The 22,317-nt window shown below is 73.7% G+C and carries 19 protein-coding genes and 3 pseudogenes; 6 read left to right on the plus strand and 16 right to left on the minus strand.

The genetic code is table 11. The annotated features are described in order from the left end of the window. The first annotated feature begins 256 nt into the window (after positions 1 to 256). Both QUE47_RS02155 and QUE47_RS02160 read left to right on the plus strand, forming a co-directional pair. Positions 257 to 1,524 (plus strand): annotated as a pseudogene (locus tag QUE47_RS02155) (class I SAM-dependent methyltransferase). A 112-nt stretch (positions 1,525 to 1,636) separates the two neighbouring features. Beyond that, entirely contained in the window at positions 1,637 to 2,794 is a 1,158-nt protein-coding gene (locus QUE47_RS02160) for a glutamate--cysteine ligase (RefSeq protein WP_286218378.1), read from the plus strand. Between the two features lie 18 nt (positions 2,795 to 2,812). On the opposite strand, the gene tsaD is transcribed toward QUE47_RS02160, so the two are convergent. Next, positions 2,813 to 3,862: a tRNA (adenosine(37)-N6)-threonylcarbamoyltransferase complex transferase subunit TsaD gene (gene tsaD, locus QUE47_RS02165; protein WP_286218379.1), complete on the minus strand. Its 1,050-nt coding sequence runs from the start codon at positions 3,860 to 3,862 to the stop codon at positions 2,813 to 2,815. 86 nt (positions 3,863 to 3,948) lie between these two features. Here tsaD and QUE47_RS02170 point away from each other — a divergent pair, with 86 nt between their 5' ends. Further along, positions 3,949 to 4,590, plus strand: a complete 642-nt coding sequence (locus QUE47_RS02170) for a malonic semialdehyde reductase (protein ID WP_286218380.1) — start codon at positions 3,949 to 3,951, stop codon at positions 4,588 to 4,590. Positions 4,591 to 4,592: 2 nt separating this feature from the next. On the opposite strand, the pseudogene QUE47_RS02175 reads toward QUE47_RS02170, so the two are convergent. From QUE47_RS02175 to QUE47_RS02210, 8 genes and pseudogenes are all read right to left on the minus strand, one after another. Then, positions 4,593 to 5,440, minus strand: a pseudogene (locus QUE47_RS02175) (sulfurtransferase). 17 nt (positions 5,441 to 5,457) lie between these two features. Beyond that, positions 5,458 to 6,057, minus strand: coding sequence for a ribosomal protein S18-alanine N-acetyltransferase (rimI, locus tag QUE47_RS02180; RefSeq protein ID WP_286218381.1), 600 nt, complete (start codon positions 6,055 to 6,057; stop codon positions 5,458 to 5,460). Next, positions 6,054 to 6,785, minus strand: coding sequence for a tRNA (adenosine(37)-N6)-threonylcarbamoyltransferase complex dimerization subunit type 1 TsaB (tsaB, locus tag QUE47_RS02185; RefSeq protein ID WP_286218382.1), 732 nt, complete (start codon positions 6,783 to 6,785; stop codon positions 6,054 to 6,056). The genes rimI and tsaB overlap by 4 nt, the downstream gene beginning before the upstream one ends. Before the next feature lie 19 nt (positions 6,786 to 6,804). After that, a complete protein-coding gene (tsaE, locus tag QUE47_RS02190; RefSeq protein WP_286218383.1) occupies positions 6,805 to 7,365 on the minus strand; it encodes a tRNA (adenosine(37)-N6)-threonylcarbamoyltransferase complex ATPase subunit type 1 TsaE in 561 nt (186 codons plus the stop codon). Then, positions 7,362 to 8,615 (minus strand): alanine racemase, encoded by a 1,254-nt coding sequence (gene alr / locus QUE47_RS02195; protein ID WP_286219359.1) that lies wholly within the window; start codon positions 8,613 to 8,615, stop codon positions 7,362 to 7,364. The genes tsaE and alr overlap by 4 nt, the downstream gene beginning before the upstream one ends. Positions 8,616 to 9,029: 414 nt before the next feature. Beyond that, positions 9,030 to 9,605: pseudogene (locus QUE47_RS16440) on the minus strand (pseudouridine synthase); the annotation flags it as partial. Between the two features lie 35 nt (positions 9,606 to 9,640). Then, positions 9,641 to 10,447: a nucleoside/nucleotide kinase family protein gene (locus tag QUE47_RS02205; RefSeq protein WP_286218384.1), complete on the minus strand. Its 807-nt coding sequence runs from the start codon at positions 10,445 to 10,447 to the stop codon at positions 9,641 to 9,643. Positions 10,448 to 10,468: 21 nt separating this feature from the next. After that, on the minus strand, positions 10,469 to 12,133 hold the full coding sequence (locus QUE47_RS02210) for a bifunctional ADP-dependent NAD(P)H-hydrate dehydratase/NAD(P)H-hydrate epimerase (RefSeq protein ID WP_350227642.1): 1,665 nt from the start codon (positions 12,131 to 12,133) through the stop codon (positions 10,469 to 10,471). A gap of 76 nt (positions 12,134 to 12,209) precedes the next feature. Between QUE47_RS02210 and QUE47_RS02215 the strand changes: the two genes are divergently transcribed. Further along, positions 12,210 to 13,250, plus strand: a complete 1,041-nt coding sequence (locus QUE47_RS02215) for an LLM class F420-dependent oxidoreductase (protein WP_286218385.1) — start codon at positions 12,210 to 12,212, stop codon at positions 13,248 to 13,250. A 354-nt stretch (positions 13,251 to 13,604) separates the two neighbouring features. Next, positions 13,605 to 14,555 (plus strand): PDDEXK family nuclease, encoded by a 951-nt coding sequence (locus tag QUE47_RS02220; RefSeq protein ID WP_286218386.1) that lies wholly within the window; start codon positions 13,605 to 13,607, stop codon positions 14,553 to 14,555. Positions 14,556 to 14,755: 200 nt separating this feature from the next. On the opposite strand, the gene QUE47_RS02225 is transcribed toward QUE47_RS02220, so the two are convergent. Next, a complete protein-coding gene (locus QUE47_RS02225; RefSeq protein ID WP_286218387.1) occupies positions 14,756 to 15,106 on the minus strand; it encodes a holo-ACP synthase in 351 nt (116 codons plus the stop codon). 21 nt (positions 15,107 to 15,127) lie between these two features. After that, positions 15,128 to 16,993: a glutamine--fructose-6-phosphate transaminase (isomerizing) gene (gene glmS, locus QUE47_RS02230; RefSeq protein WP_286218388.1), complete on the minus strand. Its 1,866-nt coding sequence runs from the start codon at positions 16,991 to 16,993 to the stop codon at positions 15,128 to 15,130. A 238-nt stretch (positions 16,994 to 17,231) separates the two neighbouring features. Between glmS and coaA the strand changes: the two genes are divergently transcribed. Continuing rightward, entirely contained in the window at positions 17,232 to 18,143 is a 912-nt protein-coding gene (gene coaA / locus QUE47_RS02235; protein WP_286219360.1) for a type I pantothenate kinase, read from the plus strand. A gap of 4 nt (positions 18,144 to 18,147) precedes the next feature. Here coaA and QUE47_RS02240 read toward each other — a convergent pair whose 3' ends face one another. The 5 genes from QUE47_RS02240 to rplM all read right to left on the minus strand — a co-directional run bounded on the left by QUE47_RS02240 (position 18,148) and on the right by rplM (position 22,259). Beyond that, a complete protein-coding gene (locus QUE47_RS02240; RefSeq protein ID WP_286218389.1) occupies positions 18,148 to 18,912 on the minus strand; it encodes a DedA family protein in 765 nt (254 codons plus the stop codon). A 122-nt stretch (positions 18,913 to 19,034) separates the two neighbouring features. Further along, positions 19,035 to 19,781, minus strand: coding sequence for a peptide deformylase (locus QUE47_RS02245; protein WP_350227643.1), 747 nt, complete (start codon positions 19,779 to 19,781; stop codon positions 19,035 to 19,037). After that, positions 19,778 to 21,142: a phosphoglucosamine mutase gene (gene glmM / locus QUE47_RS02250; RefSeq protein WP_286218390.1), complete on the minus strand. Its 1,365-nt coding sequence runs from the start codon at positions 21,140 to 21,142 to the stop codon at positions 19,778 to 19,780. Before glmM ends, QUE47_RS02245 begins: the two co-directional genes overlap by 4 nt. A 118-nt stretch (positions 21,143 to 21,260) precedes the next feature. Then, a complete protein-coding gene (gene rpsI / locus QUE47_RS02255; protein ID WP_286218391.1) occupies positions 21,261 to 21,746 on the minus strand; it encodes a 30S ribosomal protein S9 in 486 nt (161 codons plus the stop codon). Between the two features lie 69 nt (positions 21,747 to 21,815). Next, positions 21,816 to 22,259 (minus strand): 50S ribosomal protein L13, encoded by a 444-nt coding sequence (gene rplM, locus QUE47_RS02260; protein WP_286218392.1) that lies wholly within the window; start codon positions 22,257 to 22,259, stop codon positions 21,816 to 21,818. Positions 22,260 to 22,317 lie beyond the last annotated feature (58 nt).

A 22,317-nucleotide genomic window follows, 5' to 3' on the forward strand; every position in this document is an offset into this window, starting at 1 on the left:
CTTTCGCGAGAGAACTGCAACGGATGGGGCCGCACTCCCTGGACCGGCCGCCGTCGCGGGGGTCGACCTGCCTGGGTGGTGCACGGGGCGACGCTGCGTCGACGGCGGTGCCGCCGGGCCGCGTGACCCACGGTCAAATCTAGGCGCCTGATTAGCACTCGGTCAACACGAGTGCCAGCGTTCCGCCGAGGGCGCAGAGAGACGTCCCCGAATGCCTCGCGGACCTCCGCCGACCTGCCCGTGCAAGGATTCTCGGATGGATGCCGAGGCCGCTGACTCCCTCACCAAGCTGCTGCACCCCGACGGCTGGGCCCTGCTCAACGCGCTCCCCCGTACGACGAGAAGCAGGCGATGACCCTGGCTGCCGGGCTGCGCGCGCAGGGCGTCGACCCCGGGCTCGCCGCCGCCGCGATGACGCAGTCCCGGCTGCGCGCCAAGGGCCGCGAGAAGTTCGGCGAGTTCGCGGCCGGGATGCTCTTCACCCAGGCGGGCCTGGAGCAGGCGACGCGGCTCGTGGTCGCCGCCCGGCACGCGCAGCGCTACGTCGGCGCGGGCGTCACCCACGTCGCCGACCTGACCTGCGGGCTCGGCGGCGACGCGATGGCGTTCGCCGGGTCCGGCCTGCGGGTCCTCGCGACCGATGTCGACGAGCCGACCGCCGCCCTCGCCACGGTGAACCTGCGTCACCAGCCCGAGGCCGTCGTCCGGCACGGGGACGGGCTCGCGCTCGACCTGGCCGCCGAGGGCGTCGACGGCGTGTTCGCCGACCCCGCGCGGCGCACCCGCTCCGGGTCGCGCGTCTTCGACCCCCGCGCGTACGCGCCGCCGCTCGACGCGGTCTGGGCGCTGCGGGACCAGGTGCCCGCCGTCGGCATCAAGGTCGGCCCCGGGATCTCGCACAACGGCCTTCCCCAGGACGCCGAGGCTCAGTGGGTCTCGGTGGACGGGGACGTGGTCGAGGCCGGGCTGTGGTTCGGCCCCCTCGCCCCGGACGGGCCGGGGCGGTGTGCGCTCGTCCTGCGCACGGTCCGCGAGGACGACGGCGCCGGGCAGACGGTCGCGCGCACCGTCGCGCAGTCCGTGCGGCAGGACGCCGGGTCCCCGGAGGTCGTCCCGGACGCGGGAGGGGTCGGCGCCTACCTCTACGAGCCGGACGGCGCGGTCGTGCGCGCAGGTCTCGTCGCCCACGCCGCGCTCGCCCTGGGCGGGCGGCTCGTGGACCGCACCATCGCGTACGTCACGACCGACTCCCCCGCCCCGGTCGGGCCGAACGGCCTCGGCGCGGGCCTCGCGACCGGGTACCGGGTCCTCGACGTGATGCCCTTCGGACTCAAGCGGCTGCGCGCCTACCTGCGCGAACGCGACGTGGGCCGGCTGACGATCAAGAAGCGCGGCACCGCTGTCGTGCCCGAGCAGCTCCGCAAGCAGCTCGACCTCAAGGGCTCGCAGGAGGGCACGATCGTGCTCACGCGGGTCGGCGGCGCCCAGCAGGTCATCGTGGTCGAGCCGCTCACCGGCAGATGAGCGCGGGGCCCGCGTCCCTCGGGGCCGCGAAGACCGCGCGTCGACCGTAGGCTGACGGCGAGCCCCGCACGGGGTTCCCGCAAGCCCTGGCCAGCACGCGAGAGGACCGTCCATGACCGGTCGGCAGGAGCAGCTCACCCTCCCCTTCGCGGAGTCCGGACGGTCGTCGGTCGGGATCGAGTGGGAGCTCGCCCTCGTCGACGCGGACTCGGGCGACCTGCGCCAGGTCGCCAACACGGTCCTCGAGGGCGTACGCCGTGAGGACGGGAGCCCCGACCCGAACATCGCGCAAGAGCTCCTGCTCAACACGGTCGAGGTGATCAGCCGGCCCTCGAAGACGGTCCGCGAGGCCGCGGACGACCTCGCCGAGTCGATCGGGCGGATCCGTGAGGTGACCGACCCGCTCCGCGTGGAGCTGATGTGCGCGGGCACGCACCCCTTCGGACGCTGGGACCACCAGCGCGTCACGGACAAGCAGCGGTACAACACGCTCATCGACCGCACCCAGTGGTGGGGTCGCCAGATGCTCATCTACGGGGTGCACGTGCACGTCGGCATCGAGGACCGGGCCAAGGTCCTGCCGATCCAGCGCGCGATGCACACGGTGTTCGCGCACCTCCAGTCCCTGTCGGCGTCGTCACCGTTCTGGGGCGGTGAGGACACCGGGTACGCCTCGAACCGGGCGCTGATGTTCCAGCAGCTGCCGACGGCGGGGCTCGGGTTCCAGTTCGCCGAGTGGTCCGAGCTCGAGCACTACGTCGGCGACATGATGCACACCGGCGTGATCGACGGCTTCGACGAGGTGCGCTGGGACATCCGACCGTCACCGAAGTTCGGCACCCTCGAGATGCGGATCTGCGACGGCATCACGAACCTCACCGAGCTGCGCGCCATCTCGGCGCTCACGCACTGCCTGGTCGAGCACTTCTCGACGATGATCGACGAGGGTCGCGAGCTCCCGGCCCTGCCCGCGTGGTTCCTGCAGGAGAACAAGTGGCGCTCGGCGCGCTACGGCATGGACGCGATCATCATCCTCGACGCGGAGGGCAACGAGGGCCTGGTGACCGACGACGTCGCGCGCCTCATCGGCGAGCTCGCCCCGGTCGCCGAGCGCCTGGGCTGCTCCGCCGAGCTCGCGGACCTCAAGGTCACGCTGCGTCGCGGTGCGTCGTACCAACGTCAGCGCGCCGTGGCCCGCAAGAACGCCGGTGAGCTGGACGCGGTCGTCGCGTCGCTCGTCAAGGAGATGCGGGCCGACCGGCCGCTGTAGGGGTCGGACGCGCGGAGATCAGACGCTGACGGTGGTCAGCGGCATCGAGGAGTCGACCCCGATGTCGAGCGACGAGGGCGGCAGCCCCGCGCGCACGACGGCCGACCCGAGCGCACCGATCATCGCGCCGTTGTCGGTGCAGAACCTGATCGGCGGGATCCGCAGCTCGATGCCCGCCTCGGCGCACCGCTGCGCCGCCATCTCGCGGAGCTGGCTGTTCGCCGAGAACCCTCCGCCGACGACGAGGGTCCCCACGTCGTGGCGGTGGCAGGCCGCGATCGTCTTCGCGGTCAGGACGTCGGCGACGGCGTCGGCGAAGGACGCCGCGACGTCGTTGACCGGGATCTCCTCGCCGGCGTCCTCGCGCGTCTCGACCCACCGCGCCACCGCCGTCTTGAGGCCGGAGAACGAGAAGTCGTAGGCGTGCTTCTCCTGGTCCTTGCGGGCGGTGAGGCCGCGCGGGAACCGGATCGCGGTCGGGTCGCCGTCGCGCGCCAGCCGGTCGATGTGGGGTCCGCCCGGGTAGGGCAGGCCCAGGAGCCGACCGACCTTGTCGAACGCCTCGCCCGCCGCGTCGTCGAGGGTCGACCCCAGCTCGGTGACCGACGTCGCGACGTCGTCCACCAGGAGGAGCGACGAGTGTCCGCCCGAGACCACGAGGGCCATCACCCGGTCCGGGAACTGCCCGTGGACCAGCTGGTCGACCGCCGCGTGACCGATGACGTGGTTCACCCCGTGCAGCGGCTTGCCGAGCGCCAGCGCCAGCGACTTGGCGGCGGCCGTACCGATCGTGAGGGGGCCCACGAGCCCGGGCCCGGCGGTGCACGCGATCGCGTCCACCTGCTCGAGCGTCACCCCGGACTCCGCGAGCGCCCGCTCGACGGTCGGCACCATCGCCTCCAGGTGGGCGCGCGAGGCGACCTCGGGGATGATGCCGCCGTAGCGCGCGTGCTCCTCCATCGAGCTCGCGACCGCGTCGAAGAGCAGCTCGTCGCCGCGCACCAGCGCGACGCCGGTCTCGTCGCAGGAGGTCTCGATGCCGAGGACGAGGGGGTCGCCTGATGCCATGCCCCGAGGATAGTCGGCCCGACCGGGTGACCCGATTCACACGACGCGGGGGAACACGCGGCCCGCCGGCCCCGGTTGAGCACGTCATGACGACCGAGACCCTCGACGCGACCGAGATCCCCGACACCACCGGCCTCCTGATCGACCCCGCGACCGCGGCCCTCTTGTTCACGGAGGCGCGTACCGTCAACGGCTTCGCCGACGGCGACGTCGCGGACGCGCAGGTCCAGGCCGCCTACGACCTCGTGCGCTGGGGCCCGACCGCGATGAACACGGTGCCGCTGCGCATCCTCCTCGTCCGCAGCCCCGAGGCACGCGAGCGCCTCGCCGGGCACATGGCCGAGGGCAACCGCGCCCGTGTCCTCGCCGCGCCCCTGACGGTCGTCGTCGCGGCCGACACGGACTTCCACGAGCACCTGCCGCGCCTCGCGCCGCACATGGAGGGCGGGCGCGAGCGCTTCGCCGAGGCGGGCACCGCCGGGCGGGCGCCGATGGCGACGCAGTCCACCAACATCCAGATCGGCTACCTGATCGTCGGCCTGCGCGCCGCCGGCCTGCACGTCGGCGCCATGGGCGGGTTCGACCACGCCGGCGTCGACGCCGAGTTCTTCGCCGACAACGGCTGGCAGTCGCAGCTCGTGATCAACGTCGGGACCCCGGCGGCCGAGGGCGCGTCGCGCCCGCGCCAGGAGCGCCTCGCGTTCGACGAGGTCAGCGCGACCGTCTGACCTCAGGCGCCGACCGCGACCTCGCGGTCCGGGTCGGACGACCACTGCGACCACGAGCCCGGGTAGAGCGCCGCGCGGATGCCGATCGCCGCGAGCGCGGCGATCTCGTGCGCCGCCGTGACCCCGGAGCCGCAGTAGACGCCGACCTGGCCCGGGGCGCCGTCCGCGGCGTCCGCCCCGACCCCCAGCGCGGCGAACCGCTCGCGCAGCGCCCGGTCGTCCAGGAACCGTCCTCGGGCGTCGAGGTTGTCGGCGGTCGGCGCGCTCACGGCGTGCGGGACGTGCCCGGCCCTGGGGTCCACGGGCTCGACCTCCCCGCGGTATCGGGCACCCGCGCGCGCGTCGAGCAGGGTGCCGGACGTCGCCAGCCGGGCCGCGCCGTCGGCGTCCAGCGTCGGGACGGATCCCGGGTGCAGGACGACGTCCCCGCGCTCGGGGGTCACCTCCCCGTCTCCGTGCTCAGCCCGGCGTCCTGCCACGCGGCGACGCCACCGTCGAGGATGCGCACGTCGGCGTGACCCGCCCAGCGCAGCAGCCACCAGGCCCGGGCCGCCGACGTGCCGCCGACGGAGTCGTAGACGACGACCGGCGAGGTACCGGTGACGCCCCAGCGCCGGGCCGCGTCCTGGAGGTCCCCCGGTGCCGGGAGCGGGTGCCGACCCTGCGCGGGCGACGGCGGGCCGGCGAGCTCGGTCTCGAGCGGGACGTAGACGGCGCCCGGCAGGTGACCCTCGAGGTAGCGCTCGTGGCCGTCGTCGCGGCCGAGCTCCCACCGGACGTCGAGGAGCACGGGCGGCACGCGGCCCGGGTCGTGCGCGCCCAGCGCGAGCGCGAGCTCGTCGACCGTCACGAGCACGTCCGTGCGGCTCACAGCACGTCCGACCCGACAGGTCCGGGCGACGGCGCGGCGCGCGTCTGCAGCTCGAGCCGCATCGTGTAGGCGTCCGTCCCCTCGGGCCAGTAGTACTTCTTGCGCAACCCCATCTGCACGAACCCGTAGCTCGCGTACAGGTTGAGCGCGGGGACGTTGTCCACCGCGACCTCGAGCAGCACCGCCTCGGCGCGCAGGTCGCGGGACCTGGAGATCAACGCCTCGAGGAGCAGCCGGCCCACGCCCTGGTGCTGGACCTCCGGATCGACGCCGAGGGTCATCACCTGCGTGACGTCACCGTCGAACCACAGGCCCGCGTACCCCACGACGTCCTGACGTCCGGCGGCGTACGGGCGCTCGGGCTCCGCGGCGACGTACCAGCGGCCGAGCCCGCCGAGCTCGTCGGCGAGCATGCCGTACGTCCAGGCGCTCCGCCCGAACAGCACCTGCTCGAGCCGTTCGACACGGCGCAGGTCCGCGGCCTCGAGCGGGCGCAGCCGGATCTCGAACGGCGCACCCTCCGGCCCGTCGGTGCCGCCTGCGACCGGAGGCGTCCCGAACACGGGCGTCCCGTCCGTCGTCGGGTCCGTGCTCATCGGCTCGCCTCTGCGGGCGCCACCGCCCGCTTGCGCGGTGCCGGCACCTGCACGTCCGGACGACGGAGGTACAGCGGCTCGGTCCCCAGCTCCTCCCCGGCCGCCCGGCGGTCCAGCGCGAGCCGCGCGAGGGTGACGGGGTCGGGGACGAGCGGGGCGCCGTCCGACGCCCCGAGCGCGTCCGGGTACAGGACCGTGCCCTGCCCGACGACCGCCGCACCCTCGGCGAGACCGCCCGGGCCGGCGAGGTCGGTGGCCGGGCCGACGTCGTAGCCGTCGGTCCGCTCCAGCCGCGCGACGCCGGCTGTCGCGCCCGTCGAAGCCGTCGCGGTGACCGAGTACCGGGCCCAGTAGACCTGCTTGCGCCGCGCGTCGGAGGTCGCCAGCACCCGGTCGCCGACCCCGAGCCCGAGCGCGGGGACCGCGTCGGCGGCGATCGCGTCGAGGCTCGCCACCCCGAGCACGGGGACGCCGCGGGCGAGCCCGAAGGTCCGCGCCGTCACGAGCCCCACCCGCAGGCCGGTGAACGGGGCGGGGCCGGTCCCGGCCACGACGGTCGTCACGTCCGTCGGCCGCGCACCGACCTCGTCCAGGAGTCCGGAGATCATGGGGGCCAGCAGCTCGGCGTGGCGTCGCTGCTCCGGGACGCTCGCCGCGGCGAGCGCCGCACCGTCGTCGTCCAGGAGCGCCGCGGCCACGGCCGCCGAGGTGTCGATCGAGAGGATCACGCCCCCAGGATACGGCGACTCAGCGGGTGAGGGCCCGCAGCCCGGCGAGCGCGTGGGCACCGGACCAGCGGGGCCCGACGGCGCGGAGCACGACGCGCCGCACCCCCGCCTCGAGCCGGTCCGTGTCGGCGTCGCTGGCGTCCACGACCCCGCCGCGCGGCCGCGCGATCGAGATCTCCAGCCGGTCCTCGCTGAGCACGTCCGCGAGGCCCTCGCCCCACTCGACCACCGTGACGGCGTCGTCCAGGCTCGAGTCGAGATCGAGGGCGTCGAGGTCGTCCAGACCGCCGAGCCGGTAGGCGTCGACGTGCACGAGCGCAGGCCCGTCGCCGAGCGGCGGGTGCTCGCGCGCGACGACGAACGTCGGCGACGCGACCTGCCCCCGGACACCGAGGCCGGCGCCCAGGCCCTGCGTCATGGTCGTCTTGCCCGCCCCGAGGTCCCCGGTCAGCACGACCAGATCACCGGCCCGCAGCAGCCCGGACAGCCTCCGGCCGAGGTCGCGGGTCGCGTCGGCGTCCGCGAGCTCGAGGGTCACCTCGGTCGCCGCGCCCCTGTCGTTCGTCCGTCCCTCGGTCACCGGACCTCCTTCGTCCCGTCCACATACACCCTCGGGACCCGCGTCCCGACCCTGGTGACGATCTCGTACGCGATCGTGCCCGCGGCGTCCGCCCAGTCCTGCGCGGTCGGGGCGCCGCCCCGCGCGAGCCCCGTGCCCGCGCCGAAGAGCGTGACCACGTCGCCCGCCTGCTCGGTCGCCCACGGACCGAGGTCGAGCACGAGCTGATCCATGCACACCCGTCCGGCGACGCGCAGCACGCGCGCCGCGCCGTCCGACCCGAGCTCGTCGGCCGTGCCACCCACGAGGACCGGGCCGCCCGGGCGCTCGGGCAGGTCGCCCGACGCGTGCCGCGGGACGCCGTCCGCGTACCCGACGGGCACGACGCCGAGCATCGTGTCCTGGGCCGTCGTGTAGCGGTGGGCGTAGGAGACGCCGTGCCCCGCACCGACGCGCTTGACGTTGGCGAGCTCGGCCTCGAAGGTCATCGCGGGCACCAGCCCGTAGGCCACGGAGTCCGACACCTGCGGTACCGGCGAGATCCCGTAGACCGCGATACCCGGCCGCACGAGGTCGTAGTGCATGCGCGGTGCGGTGAGGGTCGCGGCGGAGTTCGCGAGGTGCCGGACCTCGAGCCCCGCGCCCGCCGCCTCCACGAGGCGCACGGCGTCGTCGAAGACCTCCGCCTGGTGCAGCACGGTCGGGTTGCCCGGGTCGTCGGCGAACGCGAGGTGCGACCAGACGCCCACCAGGCGCACCGCGCCGTCCGCCTCGGCCTGCCGGGCCGCGGGGAGCAGGTCGGCGAGGTCGGCGGGCGTGAGCCCGTTGCGCCCGAGGCCGGTGTCGACCTTGAGGTGGACCCGCGCCGTCCGACCCGTCGCCCGCGCTGCCGCGACGACCTCGTCGAGGGCCCACGCCGCGTGGACGGACACGTCGACGTCGGCCTCCAGCGCCGCGTCGAGCGGCGCCCCGGGAGCGTAGAGCCACGTCAGGACCCGAGCGTCGGACGGCGTGATCCCCGCCGCGCGCAACGCCAGCGCCTCGGGGACCTGCGCGGCTCCCAGCCACGTCGCACCGCCCGCGAGCGCCGCCCGCGCCGACGGGACCAGGCCGTGGCCGTACGCGTCGGCCTTGACGACGGCCATCACCTGGGCCGACGGGGCGTGCCCCGCCAGCGCCCCGACGTTCCGGGCGATCGCGTCGAGGTCCACCACGACGCGTGCGGGGAAGTCGAGGCTCGGGGTGGGCGAGCTGCCGGGGGCGGTGGTCACGGCTGCGATTCTCTCACCGTCGCGGGCCCGACCGCGGGCGGCGTCCCCGGCCAGAGTGCGAGCCGACGGCGTGACGTGAACCGACGGCGCTCCCCGTGAACGGGTCGTCGAAGGCGATCGACCGCGCGAGCAGCTGCAGCGGGTCGCTGAAGTCGCCCGGCTCGCGGTGGCGCAGGTCCGGGTAGAAGTCGTCACCGAGGATCGGGACGCCGAGCCGCAGCATGTGCAGCCGGAGCTGGTGGGTCTTGCCGGTCGTCGGCGTGAGCCGGTAGCCGGCGCGCCCCTGCGCCGCGTCGACCGACTCGAGCTCGACGAGGCTCTGCGCGTTCGGCTCCCCCTCGATCTCGTACGCCCGCGGGACCCCCGTTCCTTGAGGATCCGGCTGCGCACCGTCGTCGGCAGGTCGAGCGCCGGGTCGAACCGGGCGACGGCGGCGTACTCCTTCGCGACGCGGCGGTCGGCGAACAGGGTCTGGTACGGGCCCCGGGCCTCGGGCCGGACGGTCAGGACCAGCACCCCCGCCGTCGGTCGGTCGAGACGGTGCGCGGGGACCAGCTGCGGCAGGTCGAGGTCGCGGCGCAGCCGGACCAGGACCGACTGGGTGACCCACTGCCCCCGCGGGATCGTGGACAGGAAGTGCGGCTTGTCGACGACGAGCAGGTTCTCGTCCCGGTGCAGCACCTCGACCTCGAAGGGGATGCGCGGCTCGTCCCGCGGCGGGTCCCGGTACACCCACACGATCGCGCCCGGGCGGTACGCGGCCGTCGCGCTCACCGGCTGCAGGAGCCCGTCGAGGACCTCGCCCCCCGCGATCTTCTCGGCCACCCGAGCCGCGTCGTCGGGGAACCTGCCGACCAGGTAGTCGGCCACCGTGGCGGGGAGCCGGTCGTTCGGGCCGGCTCCCGGCAGGACGACCCGGGTCGGGTTCAGTCCCTCGCGCAGGGGCGGGACGAGCGCGCGGTGTCGGGTCGTCCGGCGGGCAGGCACCACCGCAGCCTACGGGCAGCGGTACTGCGGCAGGCCCGTCAGGCGGGGTGCAGGACGACGTCCGCCCGGTCGCGCGTGGCGGCGACGAGCCGGGCGTTGCGCTCGTCAGGACCGAGCGCCCAGGCCCGCGCCTCGGACTCCCGGCGACCGTGAGCGACGTGCCGCGCCACGAGACGCCGGACGCGCAGGTCCTCCGGCGGCTCCACGAACCACGTCTCGTCGAGCAGAGAGCGGACCGGGGTCCAGCGGCCCGGCACGGCGCCGGGCTCCGGACCGTCGTCCGCTACGTCGTCGGGCAGGTCGTCAGTCAGGTCGTCAGTCAGGTCGTCGCTGTCGGCGAGCAGGTAGTTGCCCTCGGTGAGCACGACCTGGACGTCGGGGTCGACCCTGATCGCGCCCGCGACCGCCGCCTCGATCTCCCGGCGGAACTCCGGGGCGTAGACGGGCCCGCGTCCGTCGCGGACGCGGCGCAGCAGGGCGACGTACCCCTCCGCGTCGAACGTGTCGGGTGCGCCTTTGCGGTCGCCCCGCCCGAGCCGCGCGAGCTCCTCGTCCGCGAGGTGGAACCCGTCCATCGGGAGCACGACCACCCGCGGCGCCGGGCCGTCGGGCCCGGCCTCCGTCGCCTCGATCGGCCGGATCGCCTCGATCGCCTTGGCGACTGCCGTCGCGAGCGTCGACTTGCCCGCACCGGGAGCGCCCGCCAGACCCACGACCACGCGGCGACCCGCGGCGACGTCGACCAGGCGTGCGACCCGTGCCGCGAGCGCAGCCGGGGACGCGGCCGCGCCCTCGAGGACGACGGGGTTCATCGCGAGACCCGGGTTCGCACGCTCACTCGTCATCGTCCCGCAGGAGCTCCGCGATCACCGCCGGGATCGCGCGGGCCACGTCCATCGCGGCGACCGGACCGCCCGGGTTGGCGGCACCCCCGCGACGCCGTGCACCAGGGCGGCGGCGGCGGCCAGCCGGGCCGGCAGCTCGGGGTCCTCGACGGCCTCCTCGCTGAAGGCCGCGAGCAGCGTCCCGAGGATCCCGGTCAGCACGTCGCCCGACCCGGCGGTCGCCATCCACGCGGACCCGTCGGCCTGGGAGTACGGGACCCCGGGGCCGACGACGACCGTCACCCCGCCCTTGAGGAGCACCGTCGCGCCGGTGAGCTCGTGCGCCCGGCGCGCGTGGGCGAGCGGCGCCGCCTCGACGTCCGCGCGGTGCACCCGCTCCCCCAGGGACCGCAGCAGGCGGGCCAGCTCACCCGCGTGCGGGGTGAGGACGACGTGCGCGGGGAGCGGGCCGCCGTCCTGCACCAGCAGCGAGACGACGTCGAGCCCGCCGGCGTCCACGACGACGGGAACCGCGCCGTGCTCGCCCGGGGTGACCGCCTCCTGGAGGGCCGCGCGGGCGAGCGCGAGCTGCCCCGCGTCGTCCCCCGCGCCCTCCGTCGGTAGGCCGGGACCGATCGCCCAGGCCTGGACGCGGCCGGTGCCGGGGACCACCTCGGGTCGCGCGGCCAGGACCGAGGACGCGACGGCGTCCGGCCCCAGGTAGCGGACCATCCCGGCGCCCGTGCGCACGGCCGCGGTCGTCGCGAGGACTGCCGCCCCCGGGTACGCCGGTGTGCCGGCGACGACGCCGACGACGCCGCGCGAGTACTTGTCGTCCCACGGGCCGGGCACGGGCCAGAGGTCCGCGACGTCCTTGAGGTCGAGGCGACGCAGCGCGGGCTCGGCGCCCTGCTCCGCGATGGACTGGCTCAGGCCGAGATCGATGAAGTGCAGATCACCGGCGTGGTGCGCCGCGGGCGGCAGCAGCAGCCCGGGCTTCGTCGCGCCGAAGGTGAGCGTGACGTCGGCCGTCAGGACGGGCCCCTCCACCGTGCCGTCGTCCACCCCGATACCGCTCGGGGTGTCGACCGCGACGATCACCGGGCGCGGACGCTCGGTCTTGCCCGTCGCCGGCCGACCGCCCAGCGTCGCGATCGCCGTGCCCTTGCGGGCCGGACCGGGACCCGTGCTGGTGCTGGTCGACTCGAGGGTCCGGGCGAGCTCGTCGGCACCCGTCAGGGACCGGACGAGGTCCTCGGCGACGCCGCGCAGCGGCCCCGTCGCGCCGATCCCGACCAGCCCGTCGAGGACCAGGTCCGAGGCGAGGATGTCGGCGAGGGTGCTCGACCAGTCGGGGCTCGACGGGCCCGCCGACAGGTCGACCACGCGACCCCCGGCCTCGACGTAGGCCGCGAGCGCCTCCTCGTGGACGTTCTCGCTGACGCACGCCGCGACGACGTCGGCCTCGCGCCCGAGGAGGACCACGCCCGCCTGGAGCGCGTCACCGCCGTTCGCGCCGCTGCCCACGAGGAGCGCGACCCGGACCCCGGGGAGCGCGTCGAGCTCGTCGCCGCTGCCCGTCGGCAGGAGCGCCGGCGTGGAGGTCGTGGCGAGCATGAACGCGGCCATCTCCATCAACGGCACCCCGCTCTCGAGCAGAGGGACCTCGGCGGCTCGGACGTCCTCGGCGGACCAGGCTTCGATCATGCGCCCATCCTGCCCGGACCCGGTGACGTGCGCGCAATCCGGCGAGCCACGTTCTGGCCGGAGTAAAGTCATGGTCATGCGATTCGGACTCTTCATCCCGCAAGGCTGGCGTCACGACCTCGTCGGCATCGACCCCTCGGAGCAGTGGGAGACCATGCGCTCCCTCGCCCGCTACGCCGACACCGCGCTCGCCGGCAAGGGCCTGCCGGGCGACCTGCCGGCCTTCGAGTCGGTGTGGGTGTACGACCACTTCCACCCCGTCCCGGAGCCGACGACGGAGGCCACCCACGAGGCGTGGACGCTGATGGCGGCGTTCGCGGCCTCGACCGAGCGCGTCCGCCTCGGGCAGATGTGCAGCTGCATCGCGTACCGCAACCCCGCCTACCTCGCGAAGGTCGCCGCGACCGTCGACATCGTCTCGGGCGGCCGCACCGAGATGGGGATCGGTGCCGGCTGGTACGAGCACGAGTGGCGCGCGTACGGCTACGGGTTCCCGGGCGCCGGCGACCGGCTCAAGGCGCTCGACGAGGGCGTGCAGATCATGGCCCAGGCCTGGCGCGAGGGGACGTCGACCTTCGCGGGCGACTACTACACGACCGACGGCGCGCTCTGCCACCCCCAGCCGCTGCAGCACGGGGCGGGCGACGGCGTCGGGCCCTCGATCCCGCTGTGGATCGCCGGCGGCGGCGAGAAGCGCACCCTGCGCACGGCCGCGAAGTACGCGCAGTACACGAACTTCGACGGGGCGCCCGAGGGGTTCGCCCACAAGTCCCAGGTGCTGCGCGACCACTGCGCAGACGTCGGGACGGACTTCGACGCGATCACCCGCTCGGGCAACTACAACGTGGTGATCGGCGAGGACGAGGCGGAGGTCGCGGACCGGCTCGCCTGGATCGAGGACCACTACCGCCGTGCCGTCCCCGGCAAGGCCGACGGCGAGATCCAGTCGTGGAAGAACGGTCCGCTCGTCGGGACCCCGGAGCAGATCGTCGAGAAGCTCACGGAGCTCCAGGGCCTCGGCATGACCTACGGGATCACCTACTTCGCGGACGCGGCGTACGACCGGTCGGCGATGGAGCTGTTCGCGCGCGAGGTGATCCCGGCGTTCCGGGACTGACCCCCTCGTCCTCCTCGTCCCTCCCCTCTCCGTCCCTCTCCCCCTTCTCTCTTCCCGCCGAACCGGTGGTTGTGTGCGATCAGGAGCTCGTGATCGCACACAACCACCGGTTCGACCGTCGCTGATCGCCGGTTCGGCAGGGCCGAGTCGGTGGGTCTGGGGTCGGCGGGGCGGGTGATGGGTCAGCTGGTGACGGGTCAGGGGTGGTGTAGGCGGGTGACGGGTCGTCGGCTCCACCGGGGGCTCGGACGCGGCGCGGGCTCGCCACGATCCACAGCCTGTCCTGCCTGCGTGGCGTCCACAGGCCACTCGTCGACGACGCTGTTCGCGTCGCGTCCGCGGTGGGATCGATCCGTGCGCCGGACGACGATCCCACCCTCGCTCCTGGACCTCGCCGAGCGACAGGCGGGGCTGGTGAGCGCCGCGCAGTGCGCCGCGCACGGACTGGGCCCCGGACCCACCAGGACGCTCGTCGCTCGTCGCGAGTGGTCGAGGCCGACCCGCGGCGTGTACGACACCTGCCCGGTCGGCGAGCGGACCCCCGGCCGAGGCCGCCTGGTCGCCGCCTGGACCGCTCTGCTCGCCTACGGGCCGCGCTCCGTGGCGGTCGGGGCGTGCGCGCTCGCCCTGCACGGCGTGAACGGGCTGCCACCCCGCATCTCCCCCGAGGCAGCGGTGGCAGGAGCGGACAACCGCGTCGATCGCGACGGACTGCGCTGCCGCGACTTCACGACGCCAGCCCCGGCGGGCAAGGGCGACCCGCAGGCGACGGCACTCTCCGGCGGACGGCGCGTCGTCCCGCTCGAGCTCGCTCTCGCCCAGGCGGTCCCGGAGCTCCCGAGGGCCAACGCCCTCGCGGTGCTCGACGACGTGCTGCACCGCGGACGGCTGACGACCGGCGGGCTCGCGACCGTGCACGATCTCGCTCGCGGACGTCGAGGGGTGGCGCGCGCCCACGAGCTCTTCGCGCTCGCCGACGCGCGGGCCGAGTCCCCGCTGGAGTCCTTCGCCCGACTGGACTGCATCGACGCCGGCGTCGCGCCCGACGTCCTGCAGCTCCCGGTCATCGACCGACGGGGTCACGTGAGCGCTCGAGGCGACATGGCCTGGCGCCAGACCCGGGACCGCTGGCTGGTCGCCGAGATCGACGGACGGGACGTGCACGGCGCGCCGGATGCGGTCTACGCCGATCGCGCGCGGCAGAACGCCCTCGTCTCGACCGGCCAGATCGACGTGCTGCGGTTCACGGCTCGCGACCTCGGCCAGATCGGCTCGACGGTGCGACGCGCCCTGAACCGCGGCTGACCGCTCGTTCCACGCCGCCCGGCAGAAGGCGTCGAATGCCGGGGGCCGCCTGCGGGGTGTCAGTTGCCGGCTGTCAGGAGCCGGCTGCCAGGTGCCCCGCCGCCGAACCGGCGATCGCGTGCCCCCGAACCGGTGGTGATGTGCGATCCGGAGCCCAGGATCGAGCACAACCACCGGTTCGGCAGGAAGAAGAGTGGGGGTCAGGACTCGGCGACCACCATCGCCGACGCGATCCCGGCGTCGTGCGAGATCGACAGGTGGAACGACGTGATGCCGAGCTCGGCGGCGCGGGCGGCCACGGTGCCCGAGATCTCGACCTCGGGCGGCCCGCCGGGGACCCGGTGCACGGTCGCGTCGTGCCAGCGCATCCCGCCCGGCGCCCCCAGCGCCTTGGCGATCGCCTCCTTCGCCGCGAAACGCGCCGCCAGCGAGGCGTCCGGCAGGTCGCGCTCCGCCGGGGTGAAGAGCTTCTCCCGGAGCCTCGGCGCCCGCTCCAGCGTCGCCATGAACCGGTCGACGTCGACGACGTCGATCCCCACGCCCACGATCACCGCGCCGCCTCCCCGGGGCCGCTACTCGACCGTGACCGACTTCGCGAGGTTGCGCGGCTGGTCGACGTCGAGCCCCTTGGCCTCCGCGAGCGCCATCGCGAAGATCTGCAGGGGCACGGTGGCCAGCAGCGGCTGCATGAGGGTCGGCACCGGCGGCACCCAGAAGATCTCGTCGGCGTACGGCCGCACGGCGTCGTCGCCGTCCTCGGCGATGACCAGCGTCCGCGCGCCGCGGGCCCTGATCTCCTGGATGTTGGAGACCACCTTCGAGTGCAGCGAGTCGCGGCCGCGCGGCGACGGCACGACGACGAACACCGGCTGCCCCTCGTCGATGAGCGCGATCGGCCCGTGCTTGAGCTCCCCGGCCGCGAAGCCCTCGGCGTGGATGTAGGCGAGCTCCTTGAGCTTGAGCGCACCCTCCATCGCGACGGGGAATCCGACGTGCCGGCCGAGGAACAGCACCGACGACGCGTCCTTCATGGACCGCGCCGTCGCCCGGACGTACTCGCCGCGCTCGATGACCGTCTGGATCTTGCGCGGCATGTCGCGCAGCTCGTCCATCAGGGTGTTGATCTCGTCCGGGAACTTGTTGCCGCGCAGCTGGGCGAGGTAGAGCCCGAGCAGGTAGGCCGCCGTGATCTGCGACAGGAACGCCTTGGTCGAGGCGACCGCGATCTCGGGGCCGGCGTGCGTGTAGAGCACCGCGTCGGACTCGCGCGGGATCGTCGACCCGTTGGTGTTGACGATCGAGATCACCTTGGCGCCCTGCTCGCGCGCGTGGCGCACCGCCATGAGCGTGTCCATGGTCTCGCCGGACTGGGTGATCGCAACGACGAGCGTCTTCTCGGTGACGATCGGGTCGCGGTAGCGGAACTCGTGCGCGAGCTCGACCTCGACGGGGATGCGGCACCAGTGCTCGATCGCGTACTTCGCGACGTGCCCGGCATAGGCCGCGGTGCCGCACGCGATCACGATGATCTTGTCGATCGACCGGAGCACGGACTCCTCGATGCGCAGGTCGTCGAGCATCAGCCGACCGTCGACGTCGGTGCGACCGAGCAGGGTGTCGCCGACGGCCTGCGGCTGGTCGTGGATCTCCTTGTCCATGAACGACGCGAAGCCGCCCTTCTCGGCGGCCGCCGCGTCCCAGTCGACGGTGTAGCGCTTGCCCTCGGCCGGGGACCCGTCGAAGCCGACGACGTCCACCGAGGTCGGCGTGATCGTCACGACCTGGTCCTGGCCCAGCTCGAGGGCCTCCTTGCTGTACGCGACGAACGCGGCGACGTCCGACCCCATGAAGTTCTCCCCGTCGCCGAGACCGACGACCAGCGGGGAGTCGTGGCGGGCGCCGACCACGGTGTCGGGGAGGTCGGTGTGGACGGCGAGCAGGGTGAAGGTGCCCTCGAGGCGGTTCGAGACCTCGACCATCGCGGCGGTGAGGTCCTTCGACGCACGGTAGGCGCGGGCCACGAGCTGGGCGGCGACCTCCGTGTCGGTCTCGGACAGGAAGGTCGCTCCGTCGGCGACGAGCTCGGCCTTGAGGGTCGCGAAGTTCTCGACGATGCCGTTGTGGATCACCGCGAGCCGACCGTCGTCGGCGAGGTGCGGGTGCGCGTTGCGGTCGGTCGGGCCACCGTGCGTCGCCCACCGGGTGTGCCCGATCGCGGCGGACGCGTCGGGGAGCGGCCGCTCCTCGAGCTCGCCGACGAGGTTCGCCAGCTTCCCCGCCTTCTTCGCCGAGGCGACCTCGGTGAGACCCGGCCCGACGAGCGCGACGCCCGCGGAGTCGTAGCCCCGGTACTCGAGCCGGCGCAGGCCCTCCAGCACGACGTCAAGCGGGCGCGCACCGGCGTCCTGGGGACCTACGTAACCCACGATTCCACACATGGCCGCGAGTCTAGCCGCGCCGCCCGGAGGCGGGCGCATCCGCGCGCGCCACTGATCAGGCACAATCGAGCCCGTGGCCCCGACGTCCGACCCGACCCAGCGCGACCCGCGGCGTGCCCAGACGACGCCGCCGTCCGGCACGGTCCCGGTCGTGGACCCGGGTGCGCAGGACGCTCCGACGTTCCCCCGCCCGGACCGCCCGTTCCTCGTCCCCGAGAGCTCGAGCACGTACGTCGACCTGGATCGTGCGGCGTGGAGCCGGCTGTCCCGCTCGACCCCGCTCCCCCTCACGGACGTGGACATCCGCAAGCTTCGCGGGCTCGGTGACCCGATCGACCTCGCCGAGGTCGACGCCGTGTACAGGCCGCTGTCGCGTCTGCTGAACCTCTACGTCCAGGCGACCTCGGGCCTGCACGACGTCACGTCGACGTTCCTCGGCGAGCACCCGGCGCGGACCCCCTACGTCATCGGGGTCGCCGGCTCGGTGGCCGTCGGCAAGTCCACGACCGCGCGTCTGCTCCGCGAGATGATGGCCCGCTGGCCCGAGACCCCGCGCGTCGAGCTGATCACCACCGACGGGTTCCTCTACCCGAACGCCGAGCTCGAGCGGCGCGGCCTCATGGAGCGCAAGGGGTTCCCGGAGTCCTACGACCGTCGCTCGCTGATCCGGTTCCTGACCCGCGTCAAGGCCGGGCAGTCCGAGGTCAGGGCGCCGGTGTACAGCCACCTGACGTACGACCGGGTCCCGGGTGCGGAGGCGGTCGTGCACCGCCCGGACGTGCTGATCGTCGAGGGTCTGAACGTGCTGCAGCCGTCGCGTCCCGGGGCGGGCGACACCTCGCCCGTCGCGGTCAGCGACTTCTTCGACTTCTCGATCTACGTCGACGCGCGGACCCGGAACATCCGCCAGTGGTACGTGGACCGCTTCCTGTCCCTGCGTCGGACGGCGTTCGCCGACCCGAGCTCGTACTTCCGTCGCTACGCGGATCTCGACGACGCCGAGGCGACGGCGACGGCGAAGCGGATCTGGGACACGATCAACGCCCCCAACCTGGAGCACAACGTCCTGGCGACCCGGGGTCGGGCGACGCTCGTGCTGACGAAGGGGCACGACCACGCGGTGCAGCGGGTCCGTCTGCGCAAGCTCTGACCTGCTAGCGGTCGGCGCTCTCGGTCTGCCGCTCGCGCTGCCCGGCCGCCTCAGTCTGCTCGGCCTGCTCGACCTGCTCGGCGACCGTCTCGGGGGCGACGTCGTCCGCCGCCTCGTCGGGCAGCGCCGGGATCGGGGTGACGGCCGGCTTGCCGTGCCGCCGCGACCAGCGCGAGACGATCCGGTCGAGCAGGAACCCGCTGACGACGCCGAACGCGACGCCGACGACCATCGCGAGCAGCGTGTTGTGCCCCAACCACTGGGCGGCAGCGACGCCGATGCCCAGCGAGTACGCCGCCCAGAGCACGGCGGCGATGCCGGAGAACGCCATGAACCGGCGCTGCGGGTAGCCCACCGCGCCCGCGGTCATGTTCACGGCGACCCGCCCGATCGGCACGTAGCGGGCGGCGAGGATGAAGGAGGCCCCGCGGTGCGCCAGGGCGTGCCGCGCCCAGTTGATGATCTTGCGGCCGCGCTCGGAGCGCAGCATCGGGACGCGCTCGGTCCCCACGTACCGCCCGATCAGGTAGGCGATCTGGTCGCCGAGCCACGCCCCCGCGATCGCGATGAGCAGCACCGCCCACAGCACGGGGCCGTCGTGCGCGAACGCCGCGACCGCGAGCGTGATGACGACCGACTCGCTCGGGACCGGTGGGAAGAAGCCGTCGATCGTGACGAGGGCGAGCAGCGCCGGGTACACCCAGGCGGACGACGAGAGCACGAGGACCCAGGCCTCCAGGTCCGCGAGGTAGTTCGTCAGGAGGTGCACTGGGCCTCGATCGTCGTCGGTACGGGGTTCCCAGCCTACGGAGCGTCCGGGCTCACGTCACCGGGGAGAACCCCACTCTTTCCCTGACCACACCCTGACAGATCTGCGCGGTCGTCGGGTGGTCAGTGCGTGGAGAACCCGAGGATCTTGCCCACCGGTGCCGGGTCGACGGTGCCCGCCCAGAAGCGGCCCATGTTCTCGTCCGTGCTGAGCGACCGCATCTCGGCACGGTCGACGTAGAGCTCCCCGCGCAGGTGGTCGGTCTCGTGCGCGACGATCCGCGCCGGCCAGCCGGTCAGGACCTCGTCGAGCGCGGCGCCGGTCTCGTCCTGCCCGGTGAGCCGCACGCTGCGGTGCCGGGTGCGGACGGCGTGCCACCCGGGCACGCTCAGGCACCCTTCGTAGAACGAGCGCAGCTCGTCGGACGCCGCCGCGTAGGCCGGGTTGACGAGGGTCCCGTGCGGGACGGGGGTGCGCTCGCGCGGGTCGTCGGTGCCGTCGGCGCCGTCGGCGCCCGGCGCGGAGCCGGCGTCGTGGATCACCGCGAGCGCCAGCCCGATCCCGATCTGCGGGGCGGCGAGCCCGACTCCTGGCGCGTCCAGCATGGTCGCGCGCATGGCCTCGAGGAGGTCGGGCAGGACATCGCCGAGCTGGCCCGTGTACGGGGCCGCGGGCGCCCGCAGGACCGGGTGGCCCGCGTGGACGAGCGGCAGGACGCCGTCGGGGTGCGCATCGAGGAAGCGTCGGACGGCGTCGCGCAGCCCCGCGTCGACCTCGCCCGTGCCCGGGCCGCCCCACGCCTGGCCGGTGGTCGTTCCGCCGCGGGCCGCTGCGCCGTCCGACCGGTCGTCCCCGCCTGCCGACGTCACAGCGCCAACCGCTCCCTGACGACGTCCGCCAGGTCGTTCGCGACCGAGTCGGCCTGCGCCTGGGTGCCGGCCTCGACCATGACGCGCACGAGCGGCTCGGTGCCCGAGGACCGCAGCAGGACGCGCCCGGTCGCCCCGAGCCGGGACTCGGCAGCGGCGACGGCCTCGAGGACGCTCTCGTCGGAGCCGGCCCGGGCCTTGTCGACGCCCCGGACGTTGACGAGCGTCTGCGGGAGCCGTCGGACCGCCGCGGCGAGGTCGGCGATCCGCTTGCCGGTCTCCTTCACGCGGGCGGCGAGGTGCAGCGCCGTCAGGACGCCGTCGCCCGTGGTCGCGTGCCGCGACATGATGATGTGCCCGGACTGCTCCCCGCCGAGCGTGAAGCCGCGGGCGCGCATCTCCTCGAGGACGTAACGGTCCCCCACCCCGGTCTGGACGGTCTCGATCCCGGCCTCGCGCATCGCGATGATGAGCCCGAGGTTCGACATGACGGTCACGACGAGGGTGTCGTCCGCGAGCCGGCCCGCGTCGTGCTCGGCGAGCGCGAGGACCCCCATGATCTGGTCGCCGTCGACGAGCACCCCGCCGTGGTCGACGGCGAGGCAGCGGTCGGCGTCGCCGTCGAACGCGACACCGAAGTCCGACTCGGAGGCGACGACGACGGCCTGGAGCTGCTCGGGGTGCGTGGACCCGCACTTCTCGTTGATGTTGCGGCCGTCGGGGCTCGCGTTGATGACGACGACGTCCGCGCCGGCGGCACGCAGCGCCTGCGGCCCGATGTCGCTCGCCGCCCCGTTCGCGCAGTCGACGGCGATCCGCAGGCCCGCGAGGGGCTTGGTGTACTCGTCGGCGCCGATCGTCGAGATCAGGTGGGCGACGTAGCCCTCGGCCGCCCGGCCGGAGTCCGTCACGATGTGGCCGACCTCGGCACCGACGGGCCGATCCCAGGGCTCCTGGAGCCGTGCCTCGATCTGGTCCTCGATCGCGTCGTCGAGCTTCACGCCGCCCCGGGCGAAGAACTTGATCCCGTTGTCGGGCATCGCGTTGTGGGACGCGGAGATCATCACGCCGAGGTCGACGTCCGCCGCGGCGGTCATGTGGGCGACCCCGGGCGTGGGCAGCACCCCGACGTTGATGACGTCGGCGCCGGCGCTGGCGAGCCCGGCCGCCACGGCGGCGGAGAGGAACTCTCCCGAGACCCGCGGGTCCCGGCCGACGACCGCGCGCGGGCGGTGGCCGTCGAACTCCCCCGACGTGCCGAGCACGTGGGCCGCCGCGACCCCGAGGTCGAGCGCGAGCTCCGCCGTCACGTCCTTGTTGGCGAGCCCGCGGACCCCGTCCGTCCCGAACAACCGAGCCATCGTCACTCCTTGTGAGAACCGTCTGAGGTAATTGTGAGCACTCCGGCGAAACCGCCGTGGAACGCCGACGGCCCCGGCGGACAGTGTCCGTCGGGGCCGTCGTGGTGAAGTCGCCGGATCAGCGCTTCGAGTACTGCGGAGCCTTGCGGGCCTTCTTGAGACCAGCCTTCTTGCGCTCGACCGCACGGGGGTCGCGCGTCAGGAAGCCGGCCTTCTTGAGGGTCGCACGGTTGTGCTCCTCGTCGATCTCGTTCAGCGCACGAGCGATGCCGAGGCGCAGCGCGCCGGCCTGACCGGCGATGCCGCCACCGTGGATGCGCGCGATGATGTCGAAGCGACCCTCGACGTCCACGGCCTTCAGCGGGTCGTTCGCGATCTGCTGGTGCAGCTTGTTCGGGAAGTAGTCCTCGATCGTACGACCGTTGATCTTCCACTGACCGGTGCCCGGAACGAGGCGGACGCGAGCGACCGCCTCCTTGCGGCGGCCCAGGGCCTGTGCCGGTGCGGTGATGCTCTGGCCCTGGCCCGTGGGGGCGACGGTCTCAGAGGTGTAGTTGCTGGGGGTCTCGTCCAGCGTGTCGTTGTCGACGGTGGTCTCGGCCACTGGTGTGTCCTCGCGTCCTAGTTCTTCGGGAAGTCGGTGGCGCGCCCGGGGGCGCGATCCGGGGGCTCGTTACTGAGCGACCTGGGTGATCTCGAACGGCTTCGGCTGCTGCGCGGCGTGCGGGTGCTCAGCACCGCGGTACACCTTGAGCTTGCCGAGCTGCTGACGGCCGAGGGACGTCTTGGGGACCATGCCGCGGACGGCGGTCTCCACGACGCGCTCGGGGTTCTTGTCGAGCAGGTCGCCGACGGCGACAGCCTTGAGCCCGCCCGGGTATCCCGAGTGGGTGTAGGCGAGCTTCTGCTCACGCTTGTTGCCGGTGAGGGCGACCTTGTCGGCGTTGATGACGATGACGAAGTCACCGCCATCGACGTGCGGGGCAAAGGTGGCCTTGTGCTTCCCACGCAGCAGGGTAGCGACGTGGGTGGCGAGGCGGCCCAGGACGACGTCGGTCGCGTCGATGACGTACCAGTCACGCTGGACGTCGCCGGGCTTCGGGGTGTACGTACGCACGGTCGTAGCCTTCGTTTCGTGTCTCGATGTCTTCTTCGGCGCAGAGGACTGCGGCCGA

Origin of the sequence: Paraoerskovia sediminicola (assembly GCF_030296575.1) — a bacterium.
Taxonomy (GTDB): domain Bacteria; phylum Actinomycetota; class Actinomycetes; order Actinomycetales; family Cellulomonadaceae; genus Paraoerskovia; species Paraoerskovia sediminicola.

What these genes read in the sequence shown, in the direction of transcription:
- QUE47_RS02160 (WP_286218378.1), top strand. Translation starts at nt 1,637, where the DNA reads ATGACCGGTCGGCAGGAGCAGCTCACCCTCCCCTTCGCGGAGTCCGGA.
- glmS (WP_286218388.1), bottom strand. Translation starts at nt 16,993, where the DNA reads ATGTGTGGAATCGTGGGTTACGTAGGTCCCCAGGACGCCGGTGCGCGC.
- QUE47_RS02205 (WP_286218384.1), bottom strand. Translation starts at nt 10,447, where the DNA reads ATGACGAGTGAGCGTGCGAACCCGGGTCTCGCGATGAACCCCGTCGTC.
- QUE47_RS02170 (WP_286218380.1), top strand. Translation starts at nt 3,949, where the DNA reads ATGACGACCGAGACCCTCGACGCGACCGAGATCCCCGACACCACCGGC.
- QUE47_RS02215 (WP_286218385.1), top strand. Translation starts at nt 12,210, where the DNA reads ATGCGATTCGGACTCTTCATCCCGCAAGGCTGGCGTCACGACCTCGTC.
- QUE47_RS02210 (WP_350227642.1), bottom strand. Translation starts at nt 12,133, where the DNA reads ATGATCGAAGCCTGGTCCGCCGAGGACGTCCGAGCCGCCGAGGTCCCT.
- rimI (WP_286218381.1), bottom strand. Translation starts at nt 6,057, where the DNA reads ATGAGCACGGACCCGACGACGGACGGGACGCCCGTGTTCGGGACGCCT.
- tsaD (WP_286218379.1), bottom strand. Translation starts at nt 3,862, where the DNA reads ATGGCATCAGGCGACCCCCTCGTCCTCGGCATCGAGACCTCCTGCGAC.
- glmM (WP_286218390.1), bottom strand. Translation starts at nt 21,142, where the DNA reads ATGGCTCGGTTGTTCGGGACGGACGGGGTCCGCGGGCTCGCCAACAAG.